Raw genomic sequence first — 25407 nt, 5'->3', positions numbered from 1 at the left:
TATGATTAGTTTATCATAATCACACTCTTTGTTAATAATAAAATATAGATAACCCCTTCCATGTTGGGAGGGGCTATAGTCCTAATTTATAGTCATATTCTTTAGCTTCATCAGGTTTAGAATTTTCAAATTCTATCTTCAAAAATGGCTTATGAGATACCTCGACCTTTTTCACAAATGAAAGACCATTTAATTTATTGCACATATGGTCTACTTCAGACATATCACAATACAGGACTACATACTTTAAACGTTTTGATACATAATGTACATTCCCATACTTTCTTAATAATTTAGCTTGTTTTAATGAAAAAAGCCATACTATAATCCCTTGTCTTTTGGAAAACATTACAATACTCCCCCGATTGATTATTGATCTAGTGACAACCGCAGCTCCCACCTACACCACAACCACCTCCACAGCTAGAAGCAGCATCAAAGAATGGATTACCTGTAGGAACTTTAATTGAATCAGAGACGGTCTTTCCAATGATAATGCTTATTTCATCCAATAACACTTGAATGGAGTTTTCAGCTTTTTTAAACTCAGAAATGATTTCGTTTAAATCTACCTCACGTTTTATCTCTCTTACTTCTCGAGAGATCTTTTTGAAATCAGGATGATATTTTCCAAAACGCTGAACATCTTCGTACTGTTCCTTTATATTAACAAATTTATCAATTAACGATTGAGCATTCTCGTTCTTCTTCAATTTATTTAAACAATCATTATAATTTTCAAAAACTTCTGAATCAAGAATCATCTTCGATAATTCTTCAGCTCCATCAATAATTTCGACTGTTTCTAAAGTTGCAAGCATGATCACACCTCCATTCATTATCATAACATATTCTCATAACACATGTATCTTTCCTTTTATTTTTTACGAGGCTGCTTTCAAATTAATTACATTTTCACGTACTAAGAAATAAACACATATATAACTATAGCTTCGTGGCAACCTATCTGTTATTAACCGAAGACAATGCAAGGAAGTTTAATTTCTCTGTGATCATTTTATATAATTAGCAACAAGGTCGTTCGGAGCATCTTTTCAGATTATAAAAAATCATAAAATATATATTAATTACGAAAAGACTTACAAAACAACATAATTTTAAAAAAAAAATTTTTTACAAGCTGTATAATTATTTTATCGTAACTTGAAATTCTTTTGTTTGTTGGTAGCTAGTAGAATCATTATGAACAAGATCTATTTTTATATTGTGTGTTCCTTTAGGTAAACCTTTAATAACAAATGCTGCTGTAGAAATTGTTTCCACTTTTTTATTATTGACAAAGACTTCAATATGTCCTTCACCATTTTTATTTGCCTTTTTTTCCTTTTGGAAAACAAAATTAGGTACATAACACTCAACGTACACATCTTGTCCTTTCACAAGGTGTGTGATAGATATCTTAGGCATTATTTGTTGTGTAGTGGCCTGAATCGCTACCTTATCTAAGCTGTTATCACGTACACTTATTACTGTAACATTCGTTTCTGGAGTAGGCTTTTCATTTCCACATGCTTGAATAATCGACATGGCTAACAATAAATATATTATTGTGAACATTTTCATGTTGTAATCACTCCTTTACAACATTATTGTTAGCTATGATTAGAGAAATTCATTCATTTTTTTGCAAAAAAAAAAAACTAAGACGGAGATTAGTTACTTTGATCTGTTTGAAAAAAATTAGCTAACATAGAAAACATTTGAAAAGAGTTAGAAAATGAATCAAGTCTATGTTGAAAAGTCTTTCCATAATATGATCTAGCTTCATTTTCAAAAACTTTAATCGATTCTGGATTCCTCGAAAGTTTGCGGTACCAAATCGGTTGAGCTCGTATAAAATGCTGTAGCTCTTTGTTCGATTGTATATATTCATAAATTGTTGGTCTCATAATTTTTCCAACTCACTTTTTTAATCTTTTCGAAACGAGAAAGGAGTAAGGTCATTCGTTACCTGCTGTTGCTTTAGCTCTGGCTGAAATTGTTGTAAAACGCTTTGAAGAGTAGTAATCGCCTCTCCAAATGTATTTAAATGTTGCTCAACTTGATTTAAGTCCATATTCTTTATAGAAGATAAAAAAGTTCCTAAAATCTCAGGTTTAGCTTCATTATTGTCTTCACTACTGTCATTACTATTGCTTCCTTTAAATTCATCCCACATTTCATCATCATCACCAAATAAATACCAGTCTTCAAAAAATTCCTGCCATGTCTTCTCACCTCGGCGTACTTCACTGATGAGTTTAGGGTGTTGTTTAACAAATTCTTTAAACTTCTTAACATCAGGGTGGGCTCGTTTTTCCATCTTATTCACCTCATATACACTAGTACCTAATATAATGTATCAGTTTACCTATTCCGTTGTTCGCCCATTTTCCCGTAATCGTAGGTCTTTCTCTATTCCCACGATTCAATAAAATTTTGTGTATAATATTTTTTGTACACTCCAACTCCTAAATTTGTAAAATTCTCATTTAATAACGTCTCTCTGTGACTTTTGCTATTCAGCCAGCCAACCATAACGGCTATCCCATCAATATACTTTGCAGCTATATTTTCTCCAGCAGAAAAGTAATAAACATTTCCTTCTTTTAATCGTTCTGGTAATCCCCCACTTAATGGAGAAGTGTGAGAAAAATAATTTTCATCATACATTTCTTTACTATGTTTATGTGCAACGATGGCAGCTTCTTCATTCCACTGTACGGCAGGTAAATTATGCTGATTTCTAATTATATTTGTAAGGTCCAATATTTGTTTTGCGACGCCTTGTTCAACTAATGCTAATTCCTCTATCGATAGCTCCTCAGAAGATAATAGATCTCCCCTATATACTAGTTCATATGGTCTTTGTTTTATTAACGTATTTGCATCCATGTATCTAATACTCGATAATTTATTTGAATATCTATCAAAATATAATTGGATATAAACATCGTTTACTTTAACTAATGGACGAATTTCTAAGTCCTGTTCTGATAGTTCAAATCGATAATTATTGTTATTAGCTGTGAATGATATTGATTGCTCCAGAGAGAATGTGTTTATGATCTCATCGATAGGTTGTCCAATGATAAATGGTTCTGTGTTTAATTCCTCTCCAATTGCATATATCGTTGTCACTATATTGTTTTCAACGCCAATTTGAATATATTGTGATGGATGTTGATTATAAATCCACCAATCGTAATCATAAATGGACTTATCAACTCTTATTGGTTTCCCAAATTCTCTTTCAATAACTTCACTAGGTTTCCCTATAAACGAATCTAATCCGTTTAACGTAATTTCACGTTTTTCCACTTCAACACTACTATTCAACTGTTGATTAACTTGAATGATTTCTTCTTGATTGCTGATTTCATTTGAAGGTGAATCATTCATAAAAGTTATGATTCCAATAATTAGATAACTAGCAAATATTGCAAACCCTATTTTTCTTTTCATAGATCTACCTCCTTTCAGATTCTATAATTCTAGTAAAGTATATTGTATTTTTTTCTAGATAGACCAATAAATTTTTATAGGACGATGTAATCAAATGAGAGTTTTCGCCACTATGTTGTATTATTTCAAAATTAGATCAGTTCTGTAGTTTGAACATGAACAAGCTATCATCGTATTTACCTCTTAGTATGCAAAGACTGTTTATGAAAACTCTTTTAACAAACTTATTGCTTTATTTCTCTTTCATTTGAGTAACTGAATGTACAATATATTAATGTTATTTTTAGAGAAGAAAAGATGCCAAGAACGTTAATTATAATTACATTTAACACTTTTTGTCAAAAAAAACATTTAATGTGAAAATAACAGAGAATAAAATTCATTCTATTAACCAGGCTATTCCCGTAACCTTTTTGCTATTTTTACTAAAAATGGACAGTATGATGGACTTTTTGAGAACAACGCTAAATGTGTATATGCTGATATCTTAAAACGAAAACGAACAATCAATGTAAAAACAGCCATTAACAAAGACACTGATTAACAGTGCCTTTGTTAGTGGTGTAGTTCATCCGTTTCCGAAATCTCAGTTAGCGCATGTCCCGCACTTTCATCAGACATGTTATTAATAGCTAAATCTCCTAAAGATACAATACCTACCATATTACCATGCTCTACAACAGGTAAACGCCTAATTTGGTGTTCCGCCATGAGATTCGCTGCCTCTTCTACAGTAGTCTTAGGGTTACATGTGATCAATTGTTCAGTCATTACATTAATGACTGAATTTGAACCAGAGCGCTTCTCTGCATATCCTCTAATGACTAGATCTCTATCTGTAATCATACCAATTAGTTCATCTTTATTCACTACAGGAATGGCTCCTACATCATATTCCTTCATCTTAACTGCAGCTTCATATACATTATCTAATGGCGTACAGCATTCGACTGACGTTGACATCACATCGCCTACATAATTCATTGTTGGTTCACTCCTTCTATATGGATATTACAAAATTGTTAATAACACAGAACGTTCAAATGATTAGTTATTTTTGTACTAAAATTTGTGTCCAATAATGTCCGTGACTGCCACCAATCGTATAACCAACTCCTATATGTGTCATATCATGGTTGAGCACATTAGCTCTATGTCCTGCATTATTCATCCAAAATTTCACAACTTCTTCAGCTGAGCTATGCCCTACAGCAATATTTTCTGCCCCTGTATGAAAATGAACACCATAAGCTCTCAACATATTAAATGTCGAACCATATGTTGGGGATATATGAGAAAAGTAATTATTATCTCGCATGTCTGCCGACTTAGTTCTAGCGATACTACTGATAGTTGGATCTACTTTTAATGGCTGTAAACCGTTTATCGAGCGCTCAGCGTTAGTTAATTGAATTATTTTATCCTCTAAATTGGTCTTAACATCGTTTGTTGGTATATACACAACTTGCCCAGGAAATATCATGTTTGGATTCGGAAATTGTGGGTTTTCTTTAATTAATAATGACAGTTTTACTTTATATAATACTGCAATTTCCCATAATGAATCACCTGGTTGTACTTTGTACATCATAGTTCTTCCATCAGCAGCTCTAGGCATAGATGTAACGAGCAAGATCATACAGGAAATCACAGAAATTCATACTTTCTTCACTTTCATTCCTCCTTTCTAGAATAGTTTTACCAATACAGTAAAAAAATCTCTTGTATCTAAATTTTTTTATGTACTTTGTTTAATTTGTCATTTTGATAATAAATTTATTCTACTAATAAAAAAGTAAAAACCATCATATATCAAAAGGTTCATTTTCCATTAATTGTTATTTTTAACACAAAGCAATAAACAACGCAGCAAACTAGAGTACGTTGTATATTTTCTTCATTAAAACGATGGTTGTTGAGTCTTTACATGTTACTCTCCTAATTTAGGAACAATAGCTACAACGTATATGATAGTCCTTTTTTATAACAAAAATCAAAACACGTTAAATAGGTAATGTAATAACTTCGCATTGCAACTTGCTCAATTTCGTACTATTATTAACAAGAGTAAACTTATCTTTTTCAAAGATAATGGAGGGAAATACATAATGAAACTTGAAGCAGTTGGAATTCAAGAAAAATCAGTGGAGTTAGCACGGTTAAATGATGTTATGAAGGAAAATGGACTTGTTTTAGCAGGTCAATGGGATTATGAACGAGTTACATATGACCGTAAATTTGAGTTTAAAAATGAAGTTTATTATTTAAGAGTGCAAGGCTATGCAGTAGAGGGTGACGTCGGTAGTCGTCATGCAATGATAAAGCTGTTAACACCAGTACTAGGAAAGCATTATTATCCTCATGGTGTTGAATATGGTGAAGGTGAAACATTTCCAAAATCCTTAATTGAACAGTGTGAAAACTTATTGAATAATGTGAAGAATAAAATTGATTCGCTTTAATAAAACCGCTGTCAAAAGGATTTAGCAAGTTAAAAACGCATGAAAAATTCATGCGTTTTTAACTTGAATTTCATCAACCATCACGTTAATAGCAGTTGGTCTAATTCCAGTCAATGCTTCAATCTCCGTAACCACTAATGCTTGTAACTTTTTACATACTTGAGCTATATTTACACCATATTTCACACATACATGAATATCAATGATAATGTCATTTTTTTCATTTTTGATTAAAATTCCTTTTTGTCTTTGACCATTGTTTAAAAAAAGATATAGTTGTTCTTTTACATCATAAACAGTACCATCGATTTCTTCAATATCATTGATACAAATTGAGGTAATCACTGCAAACACATTTTCTGTAATGCTAAGGGAGCCTTTTGACAAAAATTGAGTGATCATATGTTATTACTCCTTTCAAATTCCCTTTTCTTTTAGTATATGTATACAAAATATGTTGTTGAAGTAATACTTTTCATAATATAATTTTATATATAAACAAAGTCTGACTTCATTTTGATTATCTATATCTCACTTAGAAATAAACACCTATTTAATTGGTTTTGTGAGCCTTGTTAACGATGGCAGTCGTTAAGATCCTCATCCAGCTTTTCAACTTTATTTATATGTGCAGCAGTGCTTCGAAGAGGCACATAAAGAAATGAAAAGATGACAATAAGAAAGGAGTTAAGTCTTGTTAAATAAACAGGTTAGACGTAATTTAGTGATTGCCTTGATTCTTATCACAGTATTTATTATCGGATACTTAATATTGCCAGTATCCATTCCATTAATAATAGCGCTTGTCACTGCACTATTATTAGAACCAATTATTAAGTTATTACAAAATAAAACAAACATTTCACGTAATTTATCTGTATTTTTTGTTTTTACTTTATTTTTAGTCTTTATTGGAGTTAGTGGATACTTTGTAACGACAAAGGTAGTAACTGAAGTGATAAAAATCGTCGAAAATGCTCCAACTTATATAAATGAAATTAGTCGTGCTTGGGAAAAGTTTGAAAAGAATTTATACAACACTGCACAGGATTTACCGCAGGAGTTTGTAGACGTAGTAACTATTGAAGTTGAATCATTTTTTTCTAACCTTAAGGAAGATGTAACTTCATCATTAACGATTGATAATGTTAAAAATATTTTTACCAATATTCCGAACTTTTTAGTAAGTCTTATCGTATACTTAATTGCACTTTTTCTTTTTCTATTAGACCTCCCACGTTTACGGGGTAGAGTAAACGCGCATTTAACCGAGAAAACAGCTGATAAAGTTAATTTTATGTCATCTCGGTTATCCTATGTTATTTTTGGTTTTTTTAAAGCTCAGTTTCTTGTAAGCATTATTATATTTTTAGTATCACTTGTAGGTTTATTATTTATTACTCCAAATATTGCATTAGTGATGGCCCTAATTATTTGGGCGATTGATTTCATTCCAATTATTGGGTCAATCGTTATTTTAGGTCCGTGGGCGCTATTCCATTTGTTTGCTGGCGATGTTGTATTAGGAACTAAATTAGCTATTTTAGCAATTGCTCTTCTTATTATACGTCGTACTGTTGAGCCTAAGGTAATGGGTAGCCATATTGGATTATCACCACTATCAACACTCATTGCAATGTATTTAGGCTTAAAGCTACTAGGGATTTTAGGGTTCATTTTAGGACCGCTACTCTTAATAGCTTTTAATTCAGCACGCGAAGCAGGCATAATTAAGCTAAATTTTAAACTATAGGATGTATACTAAATTTAACGACATAAAAAAATGGAGCATCGTCATATAGACGGGTACTCCATTTTTTTATGATCATCGTTACCTAATTTGCTTGTATTTCTCAATCTTCCAACTAGGATTTAGGGGGTGTCTCCCCTGCTTTAAACCATTATCTATAACACTTCTAGCCAGTACAAACTAAATAACAATCATGACAACAAGATACTTTAAAACTTTTTAGCTGTAAGCCATTCTAATAACCTAGAATTGCTCTTATGACTGATGTAGTATCTCCACCTGGATAAAGCACGTATAAAAGGACATATACAGCTACACCTGTAATAGCAGTAAAAAACCATATTATACTTGTAACTGGTCCGATCTTCTTATGTTTTGCGATTCGATTATTAAATCCTAGGTATAATGTAATTAAACCAAAAACCCCGCCAGTAGTAGCAAGAATAATATGGAATATTAAAAACAATGTATAATATATTTTTATATCCTCTGGCCCGCCAAAACTCGTGTTACCTATAAATATTGTTCTAGATACGTAAATGATGAAGAAAGTTAAAGCAAATATAGCAGCCCATATCATAACTTTTTTATGTGCTTCAATCTTTCGCTGTTTTATGAGATACCAACCAATCGCAACAAAAATCGCACTTAGAACAATAAAGCTTGTACTAATCGTAGGTAGAATTTTTATCGTTTGTTCCATATGTCTCCCTCTCTGTATCAATTTTTATGTAAATACATAACTATTTTAGTAAAAATGTTTTACATAATCAATGGATATACTAGTCGCATATTAAAAAATAACGGGTCTAATCTACATACAGAATGAATGGTGTAGAATAAGACCCACTTAGTATTCCCCTATTTTATCGTTTGAGGTGTCATATATTTTTCAAGCTCTTTTTCCTCTTGCTCACGGTCTTTTTTAGCCCACTGGAAGAATATATGAGCTAAAATCGCTCCGTAGACAATTTCTTGGATAATTTTCATTAATACCCCACCTAGCTGTTGGTCTTCTAGCAATGGTAAAGTATTAAACAACTCAGGTCCAGTTAGCTGTATAGAATTTAGCATATCAGCGGGAACACATAATTTTAATGCATTTACCCAAGCGGTTGGATCACTATAAGTTATATATAAAGGTTCCTGGGCAAATATGATAAGTGCACAGGCAGGTGTTAACAATATCCCATCAGCAAAAATGTAACCGATCTTTTTAATTCCAGATAAGGATTGACTTTCTTCAAGTGTATTTATTAATGGCCACCACATCAACATTGCAGCAATAAATATCCCAATTGTAACAGCGGCATGTAACAAGCTATTTGTTTTCACTATATCAAAAATAACTGGTATATGGTAAAAGGAAAAAGCACCGTTAAACAAAATAAGTGCAATAAGCGGTTTCGAGAATAACGAAAAGACCGGCTTGACATATCGAACATTTAATAACCATCTGTAAAACCAATTCGGGAATGCCAAAATTAGTAATGGTGGAATAATTAAATATAATGTCGCCATTTGAACCATATGAACACTTAACATTAGATGTCCTAGTAGATCAACTGGTGATCCTTTTATAACATACAATAATACCATTGCTGTTACAAAATAGCTTATTTGCTTTTTGGAAGCTGGGCTATCTGCTGATAATTTCTTTCGCAACGGACCCATTAATAAAAAATAACATGTAACTAATATACAAATCCAAATGAAGAAGTAGGGGCTCCACAATGCTCGAAATCCAAATACCGATAAATCCATATATTCTTCACCTCTTATTGTTCGCAAGTTTTTCTAGATTTTAATGCAATAAGAAAATCGGCAAAATGCCGATTTTCTTATTTACCACCAAACAATTGTCATGAAAGCTAAAACAGTAATTAATCCAACTAATAACCCAGAGTATAGAAATAAAGCAGGTGCTTCATGACCTTTATGATTCATGTGCATAAAATAATACAATTGAAAAATAACTTGTATTACTGCTAGTAGTATAATGAACGGAACTGTAAACCAACGTGAAAACTCATAGCCAACAGCTATAAAAGCAGCAATCGTTAAAAATATCATTAAAACAAATGATATGACATGATGCTTCATCTCTTCAGCACTTTTTTTCCTCCGATAAGCTATATCGACTCTCGGGTTACTGGAATTTGAATGATTTGTCGTCATAAATTTATCCCACCACTCCCATTAAATATACTACTGTAAAAATAAACACCCATACTACATCAATAAAGTGCCAATAAAGGCTCGCAACATAAAATTTAGGTGCATTATACAAGTCTAAACCACGTTTGCTATTACGAATCATTAACGTTAATATCCATACTAAACCAAAAGCAACGTGAGCTCCATGCGTCCCAACTAGAAAATAGAAAGCAGAACCAAATGCACTACTCGTAAACGTATGACCTTCATGCACATATTCCATAAACTCATAAATTTCTAAGCCAAGGAAAGCTGCACCAAGGAACAATGTAATACCTAGCCATAGTTGCATCTTTTTGAAATCGAAATTCTTCATGTGATACATTGCGTACACACTCGTTAAACTACTTGTCAATAACAGCATAGTAGCGACAAAAGCTATTGGTAATTGGAATAATTCTTCTGACGTAGGTCCACCATTCGTACTATTTTTTAAAGCTAAATAAGTAGCGAACAATGTAGAGAATGTAACTGTTTCAGCACCTAAGAAAAACCAAAATCCTAAAAATTTATTCTTTCCTTCGAGGGTAGCTTTTTCCGGTGAAGCAGGAAATGTTTCGGCTGTTAATTTTTCTTCCACATGCATTATGCCTTTACCCCCTTATTATCATCTTCAACTAATTCTTCTTTATGAATGTGGAATCCATGATCGTCAATTACAGAGCGTAGGAACATCGCGCCAAACGTAATTAAACCACCTAAAATTCCAACGAATAATCCCCAACTATAATCATTTATAAATAAGATGCCGATACCAGAAATAAATAAACCTAGTGACATAACGAATGGTAAAATAGATGAATTAGGCATATGAATATCACCTAATGGCTCAGCAGGTGTCATTTCTTTTTTACCTTCCATCTTTTCAATCCAAAATGCATCTAATCCACGTACTAATGGCGTTTGTTTAAAGTTATAGAATGGTGGAGGTGAAGCTATTGCCCACTCTAAAGTTCGCCCAGTACCCCAAGGGTCATTGCCAACTTTTTCATTTTTAATACTAGTAATAATGACATTCACTAATAAAATGACAGTTGCTACGGCCATGAAGATAGCACCTATACTACTGATTAGATTCCCGGTTTCAAATCCTTTACCTTCTGCGAATGTGTATACTCGTCGAGGCATACCCATTAAACCTAAGAAATGTTGAATAAAGAAAGTCAAGTGGAAACCAATTAAGAATAGCCAAAAAGTTATTTTTCCAAGTGTCTCATTTAGCATAGTACCAAACATTTTTGGCCACCAATAATGTGCCCCTCCAAATAATGCAAGAACAACACCACCGACAATTACGTAATGGAAATGTGCAACGACGAAATAACTATCATGATATTGATAATCGGCCGCAGCACCAGCAAGCATAATACCAGTTACTCCACCCATTACAAATGATGGTATAAATGCTACTGCATAAAGCATCGGCGTGGTGAAGCGAATACTTCCTCCCCACATTGTAAATAACCAGTTAAAGATTTTAATACCTGTTGGTACCGCAATTGCCATCGTAGCTACAGAGAATATTGCATTGGCAATTGGTCCTAAACCAACTGTAAACATATGGTGAGCCCAAACCATGAAGCCTAAAAAGCCAATTAATACTGTTGCAAAAACCATTGATGAATAACCAAATAGTCTTTTCTTCGAAAATGTTGCAAAAATCTCTGAAAAAATACCGAATGCCGGCAGTACGAGAATATACACTTCTGGGTGTCCAAAAATCCAGAATAAATGCTCCCAAATAATTGTATTACCACCCATAGCTGGATCGAAGAAATTTGCACCGAACAAACGATCAAATATCATTAAGAAAAATCCAACTGTTAATGGTGGAAACGCAAACAAAATAAGTGCTGAAGTGACAAATGTTGACCATGTAAACAACGGCATACGCATATATGTCATTCCAGGAGCACGCATAGTAATAATCGTTACAAGAAAGTTAATACCACCAATTAACGTACCAAATCCAGAAATTTGTAATCCGATGGTATAAAAGTCAATTCCATGTGTGGAGGATTCTAATGCTAGTGAAGCATATGAAGTCCAACCCGCATCTGGTGCGCCACCTAAAAACCAACTAAGGTTTAAAAAGATTCCACCAAAGAAAAACAACCAAAATCCTAGTGCATTTAAAAATGGAAATGCTACGTCACGAGCACCAATTTGGATTGGCATTACTGCGTTCATCATCGCAAAAACGAGCGGCATCGCAGCTAAGAATATCATAGTAGTTCCGTGCATCGTCAATATTTGGTTGTATAGTTCACCAACAAAAAATCCTTGATCCGGGGCCCATAACTGTATGCGGATAAATAGTGCTTCTAGTCCGCCGACAACAAAGAAAAATCCTCCGGCAATTAAGTATAGGATCGCTATCTTTTTATGGTCAACCGTCGTTAAATAATCCCATACTGTAGCACCAAACCCCTTTTTTTGAGTTAACGTACTCACAAATGTTACCTCCCTTTAATATATAAAGATCAATCCCCTAGTATTTACTCTACTTTCAGTCCCATTAAATATTCGACTAAAGCATCCATATCATTAGGTTGTAAATCCCCATATGTACCAGACATTTTATTTCCTGGTTTGAATTGTTCTGGATCCTCTAACCAAGCTCTTAAATTTTCTTCATTATGATCTATGACACCTGCAATTGTTTCACGTTCACCGAATGTAGCCAAGTTAGGTGCGATACGAGCTCCAAAAGGTCTTGTGTCTTCTGGTGAAACTGCATGACATGCAAGACAGCTGTTATTAAATATTTCCTCACCTTGGACTGCTAAATCAGTTGAAGCCACAGGGGTAGTAGCATTTTGCATTTTGCTTATCCAACTATCGAAATCATCCCTCGATAACGGCTTCACTTTGAAGTCCATTTTCGCATGTGACGGCCCGCATAATTCAGCACATTCACCCCAGAAAACGCCGCCAGCTTCTTCTGTTTTGGCAGAATCAAACTCTAAGAAAAATTGGTTTGTGTTATCCGTGTTTGTATCCATTTTCCCACCAACAGCAGGTACCCAAAATGAATGTTTAACATCTGAAGCGATTAAATTAAAATATACTCGCTCATCTGTTGGAACGATTAAATCTTGACTTGTGATAATGCCGTAATCTGGATACTCAAATTCCCACCAATATAAATTAGCAGTTACATTAACTACTACAGCATTTTCATCGCGTGTTTCCTCTAGCATTGGAGTCACGTCAGCTAGTTCAAATGTCGCTTTAACAACTGGAACAGCTAAAATTAACAATAAAATAATCGGGATAACAGTCCAGATCACTTCTAGTTTATGACTTCCTTCTACTTGCTTAGGAATTTTGTTTTCTTCCCCTTTACGTTCCTTGAAACGCAATAAGACAAAAATGAAAATAACTGTGACAACAACAATAACAAGGACCATTATTACTGCTGACAAAATCATTAGGTCATATTGCATTTCTGCTACTTCTCCCGCTGGCTGTAGTGTGGATAAAAATGGTTTTCCACAGCCTGATAAAAATAACGCTATGACTGATATTACAGAAATCAAGCGCCAATTAGGTAGCCACTTTTTCATAGCTTCTTCATACCCCTCTTTCATTTAATGTTTCTAAAATATAATAAAATAAATTCCTTCTAACAGCTATATGTTATTAGAGAAAGAACTTCTACAATTAAGAAGACAACTATACATTGACTTTAACAATTATATAATTGTCACGACAACCATTGCTACAAACAGAATGGTCAAATAGTTAAGTGAGTATACAAACATTAAGCGTGCCCATTTCACATCGTCTTGCATCTTAAAACCAGCTAACCCTAAAGCCAACCATCCTACATTGAGAACAGTAGCTAAAATTAAAAACGGGATTCCCAGTGCAAATAAATAAAATGGTAATGGTAGGAGACATGCAACCCAAACAACCATTTGTCGCTTGGTGATCGCAAATCCATGAACAACAGGGAGCATTGGAATTCCTGCAGCTCTATACTCTTCCACACGTTTCATTGCAAGCGCCAGAAAATGTGGCGGCTGCCATACAAACATGATGATAAATAAAATCCAAGCAACACTATGTAAATTAGCATCTATTGCAGCCCAGCCAATTAATGGCGGTACTGCTCCGGATATACTTCCAATTACTGTATTTAAAGTGTAAAGTCTTTTTGACCACATCGTATATAAAATAACGTATGAGATAATACCGATCAACCCAATAACAGCAGCAGTTATAGTTGTAAACGCTAATATCCCTGTGCCAATTACTGTCAACAATAGACCTAAAACTAACACTTGTGATGGTTGAACTTTGCCTGTCACAGTAGGTCTTTGTTTTGTTCTATCCATTAAGTGATCTATATCTCGGTCAATAAAATTATTTAGACTACAAGAACCTGCAATAATTAGTGCTGAGCCTATTAAAGTTAATAGAACAACATCTATATTTTCGAAAAAACCTACACCTGAAAAATACATGGCGAGCCATAATCCGGTAAATGTCGTAATTAAATTAGAATTAACAATCCCTATTTTAATTAGAGCAAGAAAGTCCTTCCAAACGCTTGTCTCGTGTAAATGATGTTGAGTGCTTTGCTCCAACATATTTGTTTCGTCTAGCGTCCTCGTATTAGACATTCAAATTCCTCCCTTCAGTTAATTTCTAATAGTATTACTTTTCACTTCAGTATAATAATATGATGCTCAATTCTAGTAAAAACAAAGCATTTAAACTGTTATGTAGTATTACTTAGAACAGATTTAACTAAGTAGTGTGACTTTATTAACTATTAATGCACAATTTTGAGTTAGCCAAATAGTATCACTGTATATTAAATCACATTTCGAGATGGTTTTGTGAATTTTTTTTGAATAAATTTTGTTTTTTTTTTGTCTATAATAAATCAAGTAAAAAAAATTAGTAAAACGTTCACAAATTTGTGTTATTTTATCCATATTATTTACATAAAAGGTATTATAAACACTATGTGTGTAGGGTTTAACAAACATTAAATGTTCCTATTCCATTGACAATTACCTTTTCTCTGAAACAATAAGATCAAACAATCTTTTTATGAAAGAATATGAGCAAAAACTTTTTTAATATATGAATTAACTATTTTCATTATTATATATCCCACATGTCAGAAATATTACTATGCATTTTTCCTTTGCTATTTATACATAATTTCGCTATCATAAAGTTTGGTTATTTGCTTAAGTGACCGTTATTTCATTTCTTACATATGAAGGTGATGTAGTGAACAAAAGATTAAAATTATTTGCGGTCTTAACGACCATCGGTATGCTCTTTATATTAATAGGGGGTGCCCTTGTAACAAAAACAGATTCGGGGATGGGGTGTGGAAAATCATGGCCTTTATGTGAGGGCGAACTAATCCCTAGTAATATTTCACCTGAAAAAGTCATCGAACTAAGTCATCGTGTCGTCTCAGGCACAGTAGGAATAATGGTTCTTATCCTCTCTATTTGGTCATGGAGATCGATTGGGCATATAAGAGAAACGAAGCCTTTAGCTATTATTTCATTTGTATTCTTATTAATGCAAGCTTTAATTGGTGCAGCTGCTGTCATGTGGGGACAATCATCATTTGTACTAGCCTTACATTTCGGTATATCATTAATTTCTTTTGCTTCGGTTCTATTATTAACATTGCTCATCTTTGAAGTTGATAAAAAATTTGATGCTGAAAAAATAGTCATCGCATCTAAAATGAAATGGCATATATATGCAGTAACGATTTATAGTTATTTAGTAGTATATTCTGGTGCATTAGTCCGACATAAAAGCGCAAGCCTAGTCTGTAAAGATTGGCCGATGTGTAATAATAATAATGCCTGGGGGTTGCCTACTACGAGCCATGAATGGATACAAATGGGTCACAGGTTTGCAGCAGGAATAATCTTCATTTGGATTATCTTTATTACAATGAGGGCATTAAAACACCATAAACACCAAAGAGTTATTACATGGGGATGGGTTATCGCGTGCACACTCGTAATATTACAAGTTATCACTGGTGCCATCATCATATTTAGTAAATTAAATCTGATAGTTGCATTATTACATGCATTATTTATCTCATGTTTATTCGGTGTATTAAGTTATTTAGTTTTATTAGCATCCAGAAGTACCAGGAATGAAAAGCTGCAAGATTAAATATTACTTAGAGTTTCAAAAAGGTCTGACTACACACCTACATTTCTGTATATAAGACAAGGAGAAGTCTTATATACAGAACGATAGCGTAAAGTCAGACCTTTTTTTATGTTAATATTACATAACTATTGTGATAGTTCAATTAATAAATCTTCTGTTTGAATTGCTTCACCCGATGAAACATGTATAGCCGTTACTGTACCAGCAAACGGCGCTTGTACAGTTGTTTCCATCTTCATAGCTTCAGTAATCAATAAATGGTCTCCTTTATTGACTTTCTCCCCTTTTTCAACTAACACTTTTAAAACAGTACCAGGCATAGAGGCTCCGAGGTGATTCGGATTGTTTTTATCCATTTTTGATTTAGTAGCAACCGTAGATTTTACATTTTCATCTTTGATAATTACCTCACGTGGTTGACCATTTAACTCGAAATAAACGACACGAGTTCCGTCAGCTTGTGGCTGTCCGATGGAAACTAATTTGACAATTAAAGTTTTACCTTGTTCTATCTCTACTTCAATTTCTTCTCCAAGTCGCATACCATATAAAAATGTTGGAGTATCTAGTTTTGAGACATTGCCAAACTGTTCGCCTGTTTTAATGTAATCCATAAACACTTTTGGATATAATGCATATGCGATGGCATCAAAATCAGTTACTTGCCTATTTAATGTATGAAACAGCTGTTCTTTTATCGCAAAAAAATCAACTGACTCAATATGTTCACCCGGTCTATCAGTTATTGGTTCACGTCCTTTTAGAATTAAGCGTTGTAATTCTTTCGGAAATCCACCATAAGGCTGACCTAATGACCCAGAAAACAACTCAACTACAGAATCAGGGAAATCTAACGTTTCTCCTCGTTCATAAACATCCTCTTCAGATAAGTTATTTTGTACCATATACAGCGCCATATCACCAACAACTTTAGATGATGGGGTAACTTTAACAATATCACCAAACATATCATTTACTCTTCGATACATACGTTTGACTTCTTCCCATCTTTCTCCAAGTCCCACAGCTTTAGCTTGTTGTTGTAAATTACTATATTGACCACCTGGCATTTCATGAATATATACTTCTGAATGTGGGGCTTTCATTCCGCTTTCAAAATCTTGGTAATAACTTCGGACACCTTCCCAATATTGAGATAACTGCTCTAAACCATTGATGTCTGCTGTTGGCATTCTGTCTGACCCTTCTAATGCATAACATAGCGTACTTGCACTAGGTTGACTCGTTAACCCTGCCATTGAGCCCATAGCTACATCTACAATGTCAACCCCTGCATCTATTGCTTTTGAATACATCAAAATTCCATTACCACTCGTATCATGCGTATGTAAATGGATAGGAATATCAATTGTTTCTTTCAGGGATGAAATTAGTTCATAGGCTGCCTGAGGTTTTAACAAACCTGCCATATCTTTAATGCCTAATATATGTGCACCTGATTGCTCTAACTCTTTAGCAAGGTTTTTGTAATATGTTAAATCATACTTCGTACGAGTTGGATCAGTAATATCACCTGTATAGCAAATTGCTGCTTCAGCGATCTTCCCATTTTGACGAACTGAGTCTATCGCAAGCCTCATTCCTTCTACCCAGTTTAGACTATCAAATATTCTAAAAACATCAATTCCTGCATGAGATGATTTCTCTACGAATTCACGAATTACATTATCTGGATAATTTTTATAACCAACTGCATTTGATGCTCGGAGTAGCATCTGAAATAATACATTCGGTACTTTTTCTCTTAATGTTAATAAACGTTCCCACGGATCTTCTTTCAAGAACCGATACGCCACATCGAATGTCGCTCCTCCCCACATCTCCATTGAAAATAAATCAGGAATTAAGCGAGCTGTTGGTTCGGCAATTTGCTTTAAATCATTTGTACGGAATCTTGTTGCTAATAAAGATTGATGAGCATCACGGAAAGTGGTATCTGTGAGCAACACTTGCTTTTGCTCATGAATCCAATGAACAAGTCCGTCAGCACCAAAATCATTAAGAATCTGCTTTGTACCTGATGGCATTTGTTCTGAGCTCTTTAACTTAGGTATTTGAGGTTTATCAAATACTGGCTTCTTTCTTTTTTCTACTCCTGGGAAACCATTGACAGTCACCGTTCCAATATATGAAAGCATTTTAGTTCCTCTATCTTTTCGCTTCGGAAATACAAATAATTCTGGTGACGTATCTATAAATGAAGTGTCATATTCACCTGTCAGGAATTTTTGGTGTTTAACTACGTTTTCCAAAAACGGTATATTTGTTTTAATACCACGTATTCGGAATTCTCTTAAATTTCGAACCATTTTTGCAGCAGCTTGTTCAAAAGTTAAAGCCCACGTTGATAGCTTGACTAAGAGTGAATCGTAATGGGGCGTAATAACCGCTCCTTGAAATCCATTACCCGCATCTAAGCGCACTCCAAAGCCTCCGCCAGATCGATATGCCATAATCTTACCTGTGTCTGGCATGAAGTTATTCAATGGATCTTCAGTTGTAACACGAGATTGGATTGCAAAGCCATGAGTAATAATTTGCTCTTGACTAGGAATCCCTACTTTATTACTATGAAGCCCTTGTCCCTCAGCTATAAGAATTTGAGATTGTACAATATCAATACCTGTAATCATCTCAGTTATTGTATGCTCCACCTGCACTCTAGGATTGACTTCAATAAAATAGAACTCTCCTCCCGATACTAGAAATTCAACTGTACCAGCATTTATATAATCAACATTCTTCATTAGTTTTACAGCGGCCTGACAAATATCATCTCTTAGCTTTTCTGACAAACTAATACTAGGTGCAATTTCTACAACCTTTTGATGACGACGCTGTACAGAACAATCTCGTTCGAACAAATGAACAATATTACCCTCATGATCCCCTAGTATTTGTACTTCAATATGCTTTGGAAGTTCTATCAATTTTTCTACGTATACCTCATCATTACCAAAGGCAGCCTTCGCTTCAGATTTCGCACGGTCGTAAGATTCTTTGACTCCTGCTTCACTGCGAACAATTCTCATCCCACGTCCACCACCACCTAAGGAAGCCTTAATGATAATTGGATAACCATGGGTTTTACCAAATAACTCCACATCTTCAACACTATTAACTGGACCATCACTACCTGGGATAACAGGAATATCAGCTAAAACAGCTTGATCTCTTGCTTTTACCTTGTCTCCAAACATATCTAAGTGCTTCGATTGAGGCCCGACAAATATAATCCCTTCTTCCTCACATCGCCTAGCAAAATTAATGTTCTCAGACAAAAATCCATATCCAGGGTGAATTGCGTCAATATTGTTAGTTTTTGCAATTTCAATAATGTTTTCGATATCCAGATATGCGTCAATTGGTTTTTTTCCTTCACCTACAAGATAAGCTTCATCTGCTTTATATCGATGAAAAGATCCAGTATCTTCCTTTGAATAAATCGCTACAGTACGAATGTTAAGTTCTGTACATGCTCTAAATACTCGGATCGCAATTTCTCCACGATTTGCTACTAGTAGTTTCTTGATGCGACGATTTGTTTTCATTGTTTTCCCCCTTGACTGAGTAAGTATAATAAGTTATGAAAAAATAGTGCAACAGTGTTAGCACATATTGTGACATACGATGGATTTAATATGAAATGGGTTTTCGGAAAGTTTGTTGGTGCTTAATTGGTTGCTCATTCATTTCTTGTGATTTATCCAATTGACGATTAACAAACATCGATATATTAACTAGAATTCCCATTGAAATCATTAATAATAAAAATGATGACCCACCGTAACTAATAAAAGGTAGTGGAACACCTGTAATCGGAATTAAGCCGGTTACCCCGCCTAAGTTAATGAAGGTTTGAATACCTATCATTGACGAAATGCCAATAGCAAGTAAACTGCCAAATGGATCGTTGCTTTTTCGAGCAATAAGAAATCCCTTTAGGATAATAAACAATAATAAAAATAACACAAAGGTAACTCCAAACAATCCTAACTCTTCTGCGATAATAGCCATAATAAAGTCTGTATGAGATTCCGGTAAATAACCAAACTTCTGAATACTTTCTCCAAGTCCTAAACCGTTTAAACCTCCTAACCCTATAGCTATGTACGAATTAACTAGCTGGTAACCACCACCAACTATATCCTCATTTGCAAACGGATCTAAATAACCATAAAGTCGCCCCAGCCTTTTTTCTGTAAAAATCTGATTCGAGAAAATAACGAATATAGGTGTAATTAAAATTAAGCCAGCAAGAGCTAACATACCTAGTTTAATTAAATTTTTTATCCCCATACCAGATGACATAATTATTGTGGTCGCAATCATTGCAATGATAGTAGCTGTCCCAATATCAGGCTGTAGAACAACCAAAATACAAATAAATCCCACAAAAATTATTGGTGGCAAAACTGCCCTATCAAATTGATTTATGTATGATTGCTTTTTTGAATATGCAGCAGCTAGATATATAATGACAGCCATCTTAGCAAACTCTGATGGTTGTAATCGAATAATACCTAACTTTAACCAACTTTGGGCATTACCAGCTGTGTGACCTAAAAAGAATACAAATATTAACAAGGCAATAATACCTAACACAATGCCTTGAAGAATCTTTTTTGATGCATACGCTTTATACGGAAAGATCATGGTCGATAGAAATGCTATAAAACCAATTATTAGCCATTTTTTTTGTTGCTGAAAAAAAAAGTCACTTTGCCCACCAGTATATTCATCATACCTTGTTACCGATATAACAGTACTGGAACTATATATCATCAATAATCCAAAGACACTCAATAGCAATACAGCAACTACAATTGAATAATCATATGATTTGAACATTTTTTTTATCATATATCCTCTTCCTAACTACATATTAATACAAAAACTTTTATAAATATTATTCTCCATTAAACTACGAAAAACCTTTGACGTTTTGTTAAAAACTGAATATTCTAAGATATGTAATGTTTATAAAAAAACTCAAACCATCTTCATAGTTTGAGTTAATGCATATTATTTTTTCGTCGATGCTTCATGTAGGGAAGAAAGCTCCTTCTCTAATTGATCCAGTAACTCTTTACCCTGTTGTTCTTCTATAAGCCTTAACCTTACTGCAAAATCTATTTCTCTAGATAAGCCAAACATTTGCGTATCTAGTACTTCTTCATATAATGGACACTGCGGCATCGTTAAGTTATCCATTTGAACTTTTATTAACTTCAGTATTTTTGCAGCATCAGCTTTTAAGAGACTGTATGCTTTTTCACGTTCATTTGTTGCAATTTCAGCCGTCAAAATTAATCCCTCCGTTCACGAGCGACTACCCCAATCCTATCTATAAATATTACCGTGAAAAAAGGAAAAAAGCAAGAAAAAAGCGATTTTTCAATACTAAAATATACTTAACTTGAATGTTGTGGAAAGTATTTCAAGCATCTTTAGTCCAGCAATGCTATTACCTTTATCATCTAAAGATGGTCCATAGATACCAATTCCAAATTTATTCGGTAACACTGCAAGAATCCCTCCAGAAACGCCACTCTTTGCAGGTAAGCCGATTTTAATTGCAAACTCTCCAGATGCATTATACATTCCACATGTAACCATAAAAGTTTTACATATTCTCGCTATTTGTGCAGGAATGATTCTCTCTCCTGTGCATGGATTGGTACCATCAAACGCAAAAACTAATGCTATTTTCGCTAATTCAATACAATTAATATTTATTGCACATTGTTTCGTGTATACATCCAATAGCCGTTCAATATCTCCATTTATAATCCCATGTTCTTTCATATAGTAACCTAAAGACCGATTTAGATATGCTGTATGAAACTCTGAATCCGCAACCTCAGACGAATAGGAGATATGATCACCACCTGTAAGTTTACGGACAAATGATGTAAAATTATTAATTTGTTCACTTGCTGTGTTACCGCTTATCATGTTTGTTACGGCTAAAGCACCTGCATTTATCATTGGATTTAAAGGCTTGGAAGGAACTGTTGTTTCTAGCTTAGCAATTGAATGAAAGGGGTCACCAGTTGGCTCCATCCCCACTTTAGAAAAAACATATTTTTCTCCATGCTCCATTAGTGCTAATGCTAAACTAATTACCTTTGATATACTTTGCAAAGTAAACCTTTTATTCACATCTCCAGCAGAATTGCACGTACCATCAGGATAATATAGAGCTATAGCTAAATCTTCTTTATTAGCTTTAGCTAATGCGGGTATGTATGCTGCCACATTACCATACTGTATACATTCTCTAGCTGCATTAACAGTTCGCTCTAATTCACTAGCGGATTTACAAGCCATAATATCTCTCCTTAGTTTCTCACTGTTAGTGTATATTTATCTTGTCCAGGTCTTAACGTTTCATGATGTACTAATGACAATTATTTAAAAACACGCTATACTTTTGCTAATGAAATAAGTAGAAAGGTTGATTCTAGTGACATCAATTGTAATGATAGAAGGCAATGTAGCATATAACATCACACTTGATCCCGCAGTATGGATATTTGATGACAGACGAATTAATTTAAAATCGTTCTTTTCTTCAAATAAAGAGGCAGATAAGTCTGAAGGTAATGTAACAAATGTTTCAAAGCAATGGGAACGTGAAATCCGCGAAGGGGCGATTTCACCACCTACATTACAAACGGAAAAAAAATTTGAGAAGGAAAAAGTTTTAACTGGTTCATTCGGTATTTTACTTAAACATTTTTTAGAAAATGCACAGCCGCTACAAAATGCTACAGCATTAGATATAGTTACTCACACAGAAACCATTACAATCTCACTCTCACAAGCTGCAGATGCTATTTTAGCTTTTTCCAACAACGGAGAGCCTTTAAAAGATAATGGGCCAATACATATATATTTTGCTGGGTCTAACAAGGAAAGGCCGATCACACATATAAGAAAGTTCATTGTTAAATAAGACTGTCTCCTACATTTATTGAGAAGCGCAAGGTCTTACATTGAGTCCGTAGCATTTTTCCTGTTGTGCAACGATGACAATCATATATATCTTCAACAAGGTAGCATGTAAAAATGCACCTAACACAAAAGAAAAAGTGGTTAAATGATCGCTAAAAACAACTGGAGCACCATCTTAATAAGATGGTGCTCCTTCATAATATATCAGCTGCTAATTGCGCTATTTTGGAACGTTCTCCTTTTATGAGTTTCACATGCCCTGCAATTCTTTCATTTTTAAACTTTTCTACGACATAAGTTAAGCCATTATTGTATTCATCCAAATAAGGATGATCTATTTGCTCAGGATCACCCATGAGCACTATCTTACTTCCTTCTCCTACTCTTGTTAAAATTGTTTTAATTTCATGCTTCGTTAAATTTTGAGCTTCATCAATAATGATGAACTGTTCTGGTATACTTCTTCCACGTATATAAGTTAGTGCTTCCACTTCAATTGATCCTAGCCCAGCAAGGATCGCATCTAATTCACCTGGTTTCTTTGTATTAAATAAGTATTCTAAATTATCAAAGATGGGTTGCATCCACGGTCGCAGTTTTTCTTGCTTTTCCCCAGGTAGAAAACCAATATCTTTACCAACAGGTACAATGGGCCTTGCAACTAATAATTTTTTATATATACATAAATCCTCTGTTTGTAAAAGTCCCGCTGCTAACGTAAGTAACGTCTTACCTGTCCCCGCTTTACCAATTAATGTAACGAGTGATATATCTTCTCTTAGCAATAATTCTAAAGCCATCATCTGCTGGACGTTTCGAGGCTTAATCCCCCAGACATGTTCTTGTAAAAAGACCAATTTACTAATTTTTTGCTCTTTCTCATTGATCATCCCAACTGCAGATGCTGAACCACCAGATGAGTCCTTCATAATAATAAATTGGTTTGGGTATAATTGGTTACTACTATTTTCAGCTAATGTTAGATCGCCTTTATTATAAAACTGTTGAAAATCCTCGGTACTTGCAAATAAATCAGTAAAACCTGAGTAAATATGACCAATATCAACTACTCTATCACTTAAAAAGTCTTCCGCATTTAATCCCAACACATCCGCTTTTACTCTAACTAAAGCATCTTTGCTAACTAGGATGACTGACCTGCCATTTTCTTTGTTTTGTTCCTCGATTGATAAATTTTTGGCAACTGCCAATATACGATTATCATTTGTTTTTTCTACGAAAATATCTTGTAGTTGCTGAAAAGAACGGTGATTCAATTCAATTCTAAGAACACCACCATTCTCTAATGAAATCTTTTCATGAAGTTTTCCACTTAACCGAAAGCTATCCACTAACTTAGATACTTGTCTTGCATTTCTACCAACTTCATCCATATAGCGTTTTTTTGAATCAACTTCTTCTAAAACAACAGCTGGGATGACAACTTCATTATTTCCAAATGTAAAAATTGAATGTGGGTCTTGAAGTAAAACATTTGTATCTAACACGTAGATCTTATCCAACCCTCCGCCTCCCTGTATGGATATAATTCAGTTCTATCAGATACATCAGAACCTCTTATCGTATGTGTTCAAAGAGTACCTTCAATATCGTGTTAAACTATTAGACGGCTTGATAAAATATATGTCTGGACGTATAAAGATAGAAGGTTAAATAAACAATAAAATCAAATTGTTTATCACAAAGAATATATAAGCTATTCAAATTCAAAACTAAGGAGTGATAACGATGACAAGAAAATTACTCATAACTATTGTTATCGCATTATTCACATTAATAGGCTGTACCATAAATCAACAAACAAATGATAATAAGAATTCACCTGAAATGATAAATGTTAAAAATACAACAAACGAAACGAAGGAAATAAAAAATGGGCAGGAAGCGGCTAAACATTTAGTGGATTTAGCTAGTAGCATACCTAATGTTAATGATGCAACAGCTATTGTATTAGGTGACTTTGCTGTCGTAGGAATCGATGTCAATTCACAATTGGATAGGTCCAAGGTTAGTACGATTAAGTATTCAGTCGCTGAAAGCTTAAAAAAAGACCCTTACGGTGCAAACGCCATTGTGATAGCGGATCCAGATACGAATGTTAGGTTAAAACAAATGGCAACAGATATAAGGAATGGCCACCCTATTAAAGGAATTATGGATGAACTATCTGCAATCGTTAATAGAGTCATGCCTGAAGTTCCCAACGACCTTATCGAAACAAATAGAAAAATAGATCCAACAAAAAAACCAAATAGAGAACTTAACGACAAAGACAAACAGGAGCTAGAAAAGGAACAAATAGAGGAGTCTGAAGAACAACAAGGCTAAACAAATTAA

General features: G+C 34.1%; 26 protein-coding genes. 5 read left to right on the top strand and 21 right to left on the bottom strand.

Going from position 1 to position 25407, the window contains the following annotated elements; translation table 11 throughout:
* Positions 1–73: 73 nt before the first annotated feature.
* The 8 genes from SLH48_RS04080 to SLH48_RS04045 all read right to left on the bottom strand — a co-directional run bounded on the left by SLH48_RS04080 (position 74) and on the right by SLH48_RS04045 (position 5053).
* On the bottom strand, positions 74–349 hold the full coding sequence (locus tag SLH48_RS04080) for a YlbG family protein (protein ID WP_214483221.1): 276 nt from the start codon (positions 347–349) through the stop codon (positions 74–76).
* 28 nt (positions 350–377) lie between these two features.
* The gene (locus tag SLH48_RS04075) at positions 378–821 is read right to left on the bottom strand and encodes a YlbF family regulator (RefSeq protein ID WP_214483220.1); all 444 of its coding nucleotides are present in this window, start codon (positions 819–821) and stop codon (positions 378–380) included.
* A gap of 328 nt (positions 822–1149) precedes the next feature.
* Positions 1150–1584: a hypothetical protein gene (locus tag SLH48_RS04070; RefSeq protein WP_214483219.1), complete on the bottom strand. Its 435-nt coding sequence runs from the start codon at positions 1582–1584 to the stop codon at positions 1150–1152.
* An 89-nt stretch (positions 1585–1673) separates the two neighbouring features.
* A complete protein-coding gene (locus SLH48_RS04065) occupies positions 1674–1910 on the bottom strand; it encodes a YlbE-like family protein (protein ID WP_320257092.1) in 237 nt (78 codons plus the stop codon).
* A 20-nt stretch (positions 1911–1930) separates the two neighbouring features.
* Positions 1931–2323, bottom strand: coding sequence for a YlbD family protein (locus SLH48_RS04060; protein ID WP_214483217.1), 393 nt, complete (start codon positions 2321–2323; stop codon positions 1931–1933).
* A 92-nt stretch (positions 2324–2415) separates the two neighbouring features.
* Positions 2416–3465 (bottom strand): CAP domain-containing protein, encoded by a 1050-nt coding sequence (locus SLH48_RS04055; RefSeq protein ID WP_320257091.1) that lies wholly within the window; start codon positions 3463–3465, stop codon positions 2416–2418.
* A 555-nt stretch (positions 3466–4020) separates the two neighbouring features.
* Entirely contained in the window at positions 4021–4449 is a 429-nt protein-coding gene (locus tag SLH48_RS04050; RefSeq protein WP_214483216.1) for a CBS domain-containing protein, read from the bottom strand.
* Positions 4450–4516: 67 nt separating this feature from the next.
* Positions 4517–5053, bottom strand: coding sequence for a CAP domain-containing protein (locus SLH48_RS04045; RefSeq protein ID WP_320257090.1), 537 nt, complete (start codon positions 5051–5053; stop codon positions 4517–4519).
* 520 nt (positions 5054–5573) lie between these two features.
* Between SLH48_RS04045 and SLH48_RS04040 the strand changes: the two genes are divergently transcribed.
* Positions 5574–5927 (top strand): YugN family protein, encoded by a 354-nt coding sequence (locus SLH48_RS04040; protein WP_320257089.1) that lies wholly within the window; start codon positions 5574–5576, stop codon positions 5925–5927.
* Positions 5928–5975: 48 nt separating this feature from the next.
* Here SLH48_RS04040 and SLH48_RS04035 read toward each other — a convergent pair whose 3' ends face one another.
* Positions 5976–6329, bottom strand: a complete 354-nt coding sequence (locus tag SLH48_RS04035) for an Asp23/Gls24 family envelope stress response protein (protein ID WP_320257088.1) — start codon at positions 6327–6329, stop codon at positions 5976–5978.
* Positions 6330–6621: 292 nt separating this feature from the next.
* Between SLH48_RS04035 and ytvI the strand changes: the two genes are divergently transcribed.
* Entirely contained in the window at positions 6622–7680 is a 1059-nt protein-coding gene (gene ytvI, locus SLH48_RS04030) for a sporulation integral membrane protein YtvI (RefSeq protein ID WP_320257087.1), read from the top strand.
* Between the two features lie 232 nt (positions 7681–7912).
* On the opposite strand, the gene SLH48_RS04025 is transcribed toward ytvI, so the two are convergent.
* The 7 genes from SLH48_RS04025 to cyoE form a co-directional block, all read right to left on the bottom strand.
* On the bottom strand, positions 7913–8380 hold the full coding sequence (locus SLH48_RS04025; protein WP_214483212.1) for a DUF420 domain-containing protein: 468 nt from the start codon (positions 8378–8380) through the stop codon (positions 7913–7915).
* A 158-nt stretch (positions 8381–8538) separates the two neighbouring features.
* Complete coding sequence (gene ctaG / locus SLH48_RS04020) at positions 8539–9441, bottom strand: cytochrome c oxidase assembly factor CtaG (RefSeq protein ID WP_320257086.1); 903 nt, start codon at positions 9439–9441, stop codon at positions 8539–8541.
* An 81-nt stretch (positions 9442–9522) separates the two neighbouring features.
* Entirely contained in the window at positions 9523–9855 is a 333-nt protein-coding gene (gene ctaF / locus SLH48_RS04015; protein ID WP_214483210.1) for a cytochrome c oxidase subunit IVB, read from the bottom strand.
* Positions 9856–9859: 4 nt separating this feature from the next.
* Positions 9860–10480: a cytochrome (ubi)quinol oxidase subunit III gene (locus SLH48_RS04010; RefSeq protein WP_320257085.1), complete on the bottom strand. Its 621-nt coding sequence runs from the start codon at positions 10478–10480 to the stop codon at positions 9860–9862.
* The gene (gene ctaD / locus SLH48_RS04005; RefSeq protein WP_214483208.1) at positions 10480–12348 is read right to left on the bottom strand and encodes a cytochrome c oxidase subunit I; all 1869 of its coding nucleotides are present in this window, start codon (positions 12346–12348) and stop codon (positions 10480–10482) included. The genes SLH48_RS04010 and ctaD overlap by 1 nt, the downstream gene beginning before the upstream one ends.
* 44 nt (positions 12349–12392) lie before the next feature.
* Complete coding sequence (coxB, locus tag SLH48_RS04000) at positions 12393–13463, bottom strand: cytochrome c oxidase subunit II (RefSeq protein ID WP_214483279.1); 1071 nt, start codon at positions 13461–13463, stop codon at positions 12393–12395.
* A gap of 129 nt (positions 13464–13592) precedes the next feature.
* The gene (gene cyoE, locus SLH48_RS03995) at positions 13593–14492 is read right to left on the bottom strand and encodes a heme o synthase (protein ID WP_320257160.1); all 900 of its coding nucleotides are present in this window, start codon (positions 14490–14492) and stop codon (positions 13593–13595) included.
* A 655-nt stretch (positions 14493–15147) separates the two neighbouring features.
* On the opposite strand from cyoE, the gene SLH48_RS03990 reads away from it, so the two are divergent.
* Positions 15148–16068 (top strand): COX15/CtaA family protein, encoded by a 921-nt coding sequence (locus SLH48_RS03990; protein ID WP_214483206.1) that lies wholly within the window; start codon positions 15148–15150, stop codon positions 16066–16068.
* 125 nt (positions 16069–16193) lie between these two features.
* Here the strand turns inward: SLH48_RS03990 and pyc are convergent, their stop codons facing one another.
* From pyc to glsA, 4 genes are all read right to left on the bottom strand, one after another.
* Positions 16194–19640, bottom strand: coding sequence for a pyruvate carboxylase (gene pyc, locus SLH48_RS03985; protein ID WP_320257084.1), 3447 nt, complete (start codon positions 19638–19640; stop codon positions 16194–16196).
* A gap of 85 nt (positions 19641–19725) precedes the next feature.
* A complete protein-coding gene (locus tag SLH48_RS03980; RefSeq protein ID WP_320257083.1) occupies positions 19726–20952 on the bottom strand; it encodes an FtsW/RodA/SpoVE family cell cycle protein in 1227 nt (408 codons plus the stop codon).
* A 162-nt stretch (positions 20953–21114) separates the two neighbouring features.
* A complete protein-coding gene (locus SLH48_RS03975; protein WP_320208568.1) occupies positions 21115–21396 on the bottom strand; it encodes a YlaN family protein in 282 nt (93 codons plus the stop codon).
* Positions 21397–21492: 96 nt separating this feature from the next.
* Entirely contained in the window at positions 21493–22422 is a 930-nt protein-coding gene (glsA, locus tag SLH48_RS03970) for a glutaminase A (RefSeq protein WP_320257082.1), read from the bottom strand.
* A 136-nt stretch (positions 22423–22558) separates the two neighbouring features.
* Between glsA and SLH48_RS03965 the strand changes: the two genes are divergently transcribed.
* Positions 22559–23050: a peptidyl-prolyl cis-trans isomerase gene (locus tag SLH48_RS03965; RefSeq protein WP_320257081.1), complete on the top strand. Its 492-nt coding sequence runs from the start codon at positions 22559–22561 to the stop codon at positions 23048–23050.
* A 193-nt stretch (positions 23051–23243) separates the two neighbouring features.
* Here SLH48_RS03965 and SLH48_RS03960 read toward each other — a convergent pair whose 3' ends face one another.
* Entirely contained in the window at positions 23244–24572 is a 1329-nt protein-coding gene (locus SLH48_RS03960) for a PhoH family protein (RefSeq protein ID WP_214483200.1), read from the bottom strand.
* A gap of 226 nt (positions 24573–24798) precedes the next feature.
* Between SLH48_RS03960 and SLH48_RS03955 the strand changes: the two genes are divergently transcribed.
* Complete coding sequence (locus SLH48_RS03955) at positions 24799–25398, top strand: YhcN/YlaJ family sporulation lipoprotein (RefSeq protein WP_320257080.1); 600 nt, start codon at positions 24799–24801, stop codon at positions 25396–25398.
* Positions 25399–25407: the final 9 nt, after the last annotated feature.

The sequence above is a fragment of the Cytobacillus sp. IB215316 genome, assembly GCF_033963865.1.
In the GTDB taxonomy this organism is placed as follows: Bacteria; Bacillota; Bacilli; order Bacillales; family SM2101; genus Nanhaiella; species Nanhaiella sioensis.
This window is presented reverse-complemented; position numbering and strand designations above follow the sequence as displayed.

Bases quoted from the DNA above. Each gene is read 5' to 3' on its own strand.
- SLH48_RS04080 (WP_214483221.1), bottom strand. From the start codon at position 349: ATGTTTTCCAAAAGACAAGGGATTATAGTATGGCTTTTTTCATTAAAA.
- SLH48_RS04075 (WP_214483220.1), bottom strand. From the start codon at position 821: ATGCTTGCAACTTTAGAAACAGTCGAAATTATTGATGGAGCTGAAGAA.
- SLH48_RS04070 (WP_214483219.1), bottom strand. From the start codon at position 1,584: ATGAAAATGTTCACAATAATATATTTATTGTTAGCCATGTCGATTATT.
- SLH48_RS04065 (WP_320257092.1), bottom strand. From the start codon at position 1,910: ATGAGACCAACAATTTATGAATATATACAATCGAACAAAGAGCTACAG.
- SLH48_RS04060 (WP_214483217.1), bottom strand. From the start codon at position 2,323: ATGGAAAAACGAGCCCACCCTGATGTTAAGAAGTTTAAAGAATTTGTT.
- SLH48_RS04055 (WP_320257091.1), bottom strand. From the start codon at position 3,465: ATGAAAAGAAAAATAGGGTTTGCAATATTTGCTAGTTATCTAATTATT.
- SLH48_RS04050 (WP_214483216.1), bottom strand. From the start codon at position 4,449: ATGAATTATGTAGGCGATGTGATGTCAACGTCAGTCGAATGCTGTACG.
- SLH48_RS04045 (WP_320257090.1), bottom strand. From the start codon at position 5,053: ATGTACAAAGTACAACCAGGTGATTCATTATGGGAAATTGCAGTATTA.
- SLH48_RS04040 (WP_320257089.1), top strand. From the start codon at position 5,574: ATGAAACTTGAAGCAGTTGGAATTCAAGAAAAATCAGTGGAGTTAGCA.
- SLH48_RS04035 (WP_320257088.1), bottom strand. From the start codon at position 6,329: ATGATCACTCAATTTTTGTCAAAAGGCTCCCTTAGCATTACAGAAAAT.
- SLH48_RS04025 (WP_214483212.1), bottom strand. From the start codon at position 8,380: ATGGAACAAACGATAAAAATTCTACCTACGATTAGTACAAGCTTTATT.
- ctaG (WP_320257086.1), bottom strand. From the start codon at position 9,441: ATGGATTTATCGGTATTTGGATTTCGAGCATTGTGGAGCCCCTACTTC.
- ctaF (WP_214483210.1), bottom strand. From the start codon at position 9,855: ATGACGACAAATCATTCAAATTCCAGTAACCCGAGAGTCGATATAGCT.
- SLH48_RS04010 (WP_320257085.1), bottom strand. From the start codon at position 10,480: ATGCATGTGGAAGAAAAATTAACAGCCGAAACATTTCCTGCTTCACCG.
- coxB (WP_214483279.1), bottom strand. From the start codon at position 13,463: ATGAAAAAGTGGCTACCTAATTGGCGCTTGATTTCTGTAATATCAGTC.
- cyoE (WP_320257160.1), bottom strand. From the start codon at position 14,492: ATGTTGGAGCAAAGCACTCAACATCATTTACACGAGACAAGCGTTTGG.
- pyc (WP_320257084.1), bottom strand. From the start codon at position 19,640: ATGAAAACAAATCGTCGCATCAAGAAACTACTAGTAGCAAATCGTGGA.
- SLH48_RS03980 (WP_320257083.1), bottom strand. From the start codon at position 20,952: ATGATAAAAAAAATGTTCAAATCATATGATTATTCAATTGTAGTTGCT.
- glsA (WP_320257082.1), bottom strand. From the start codon at position 22,422: ATGGCTTGTAAATCCGCTAGTGAATTAGAGCGAACTGTTAATGCAGCT.
- SLH48_RS03955 (WP_320257080.1), top strand. From the start codon at position 24,799: ATGACAAGAAAATTACTCATAACTATTGTTATCGCATTATTCACATTA.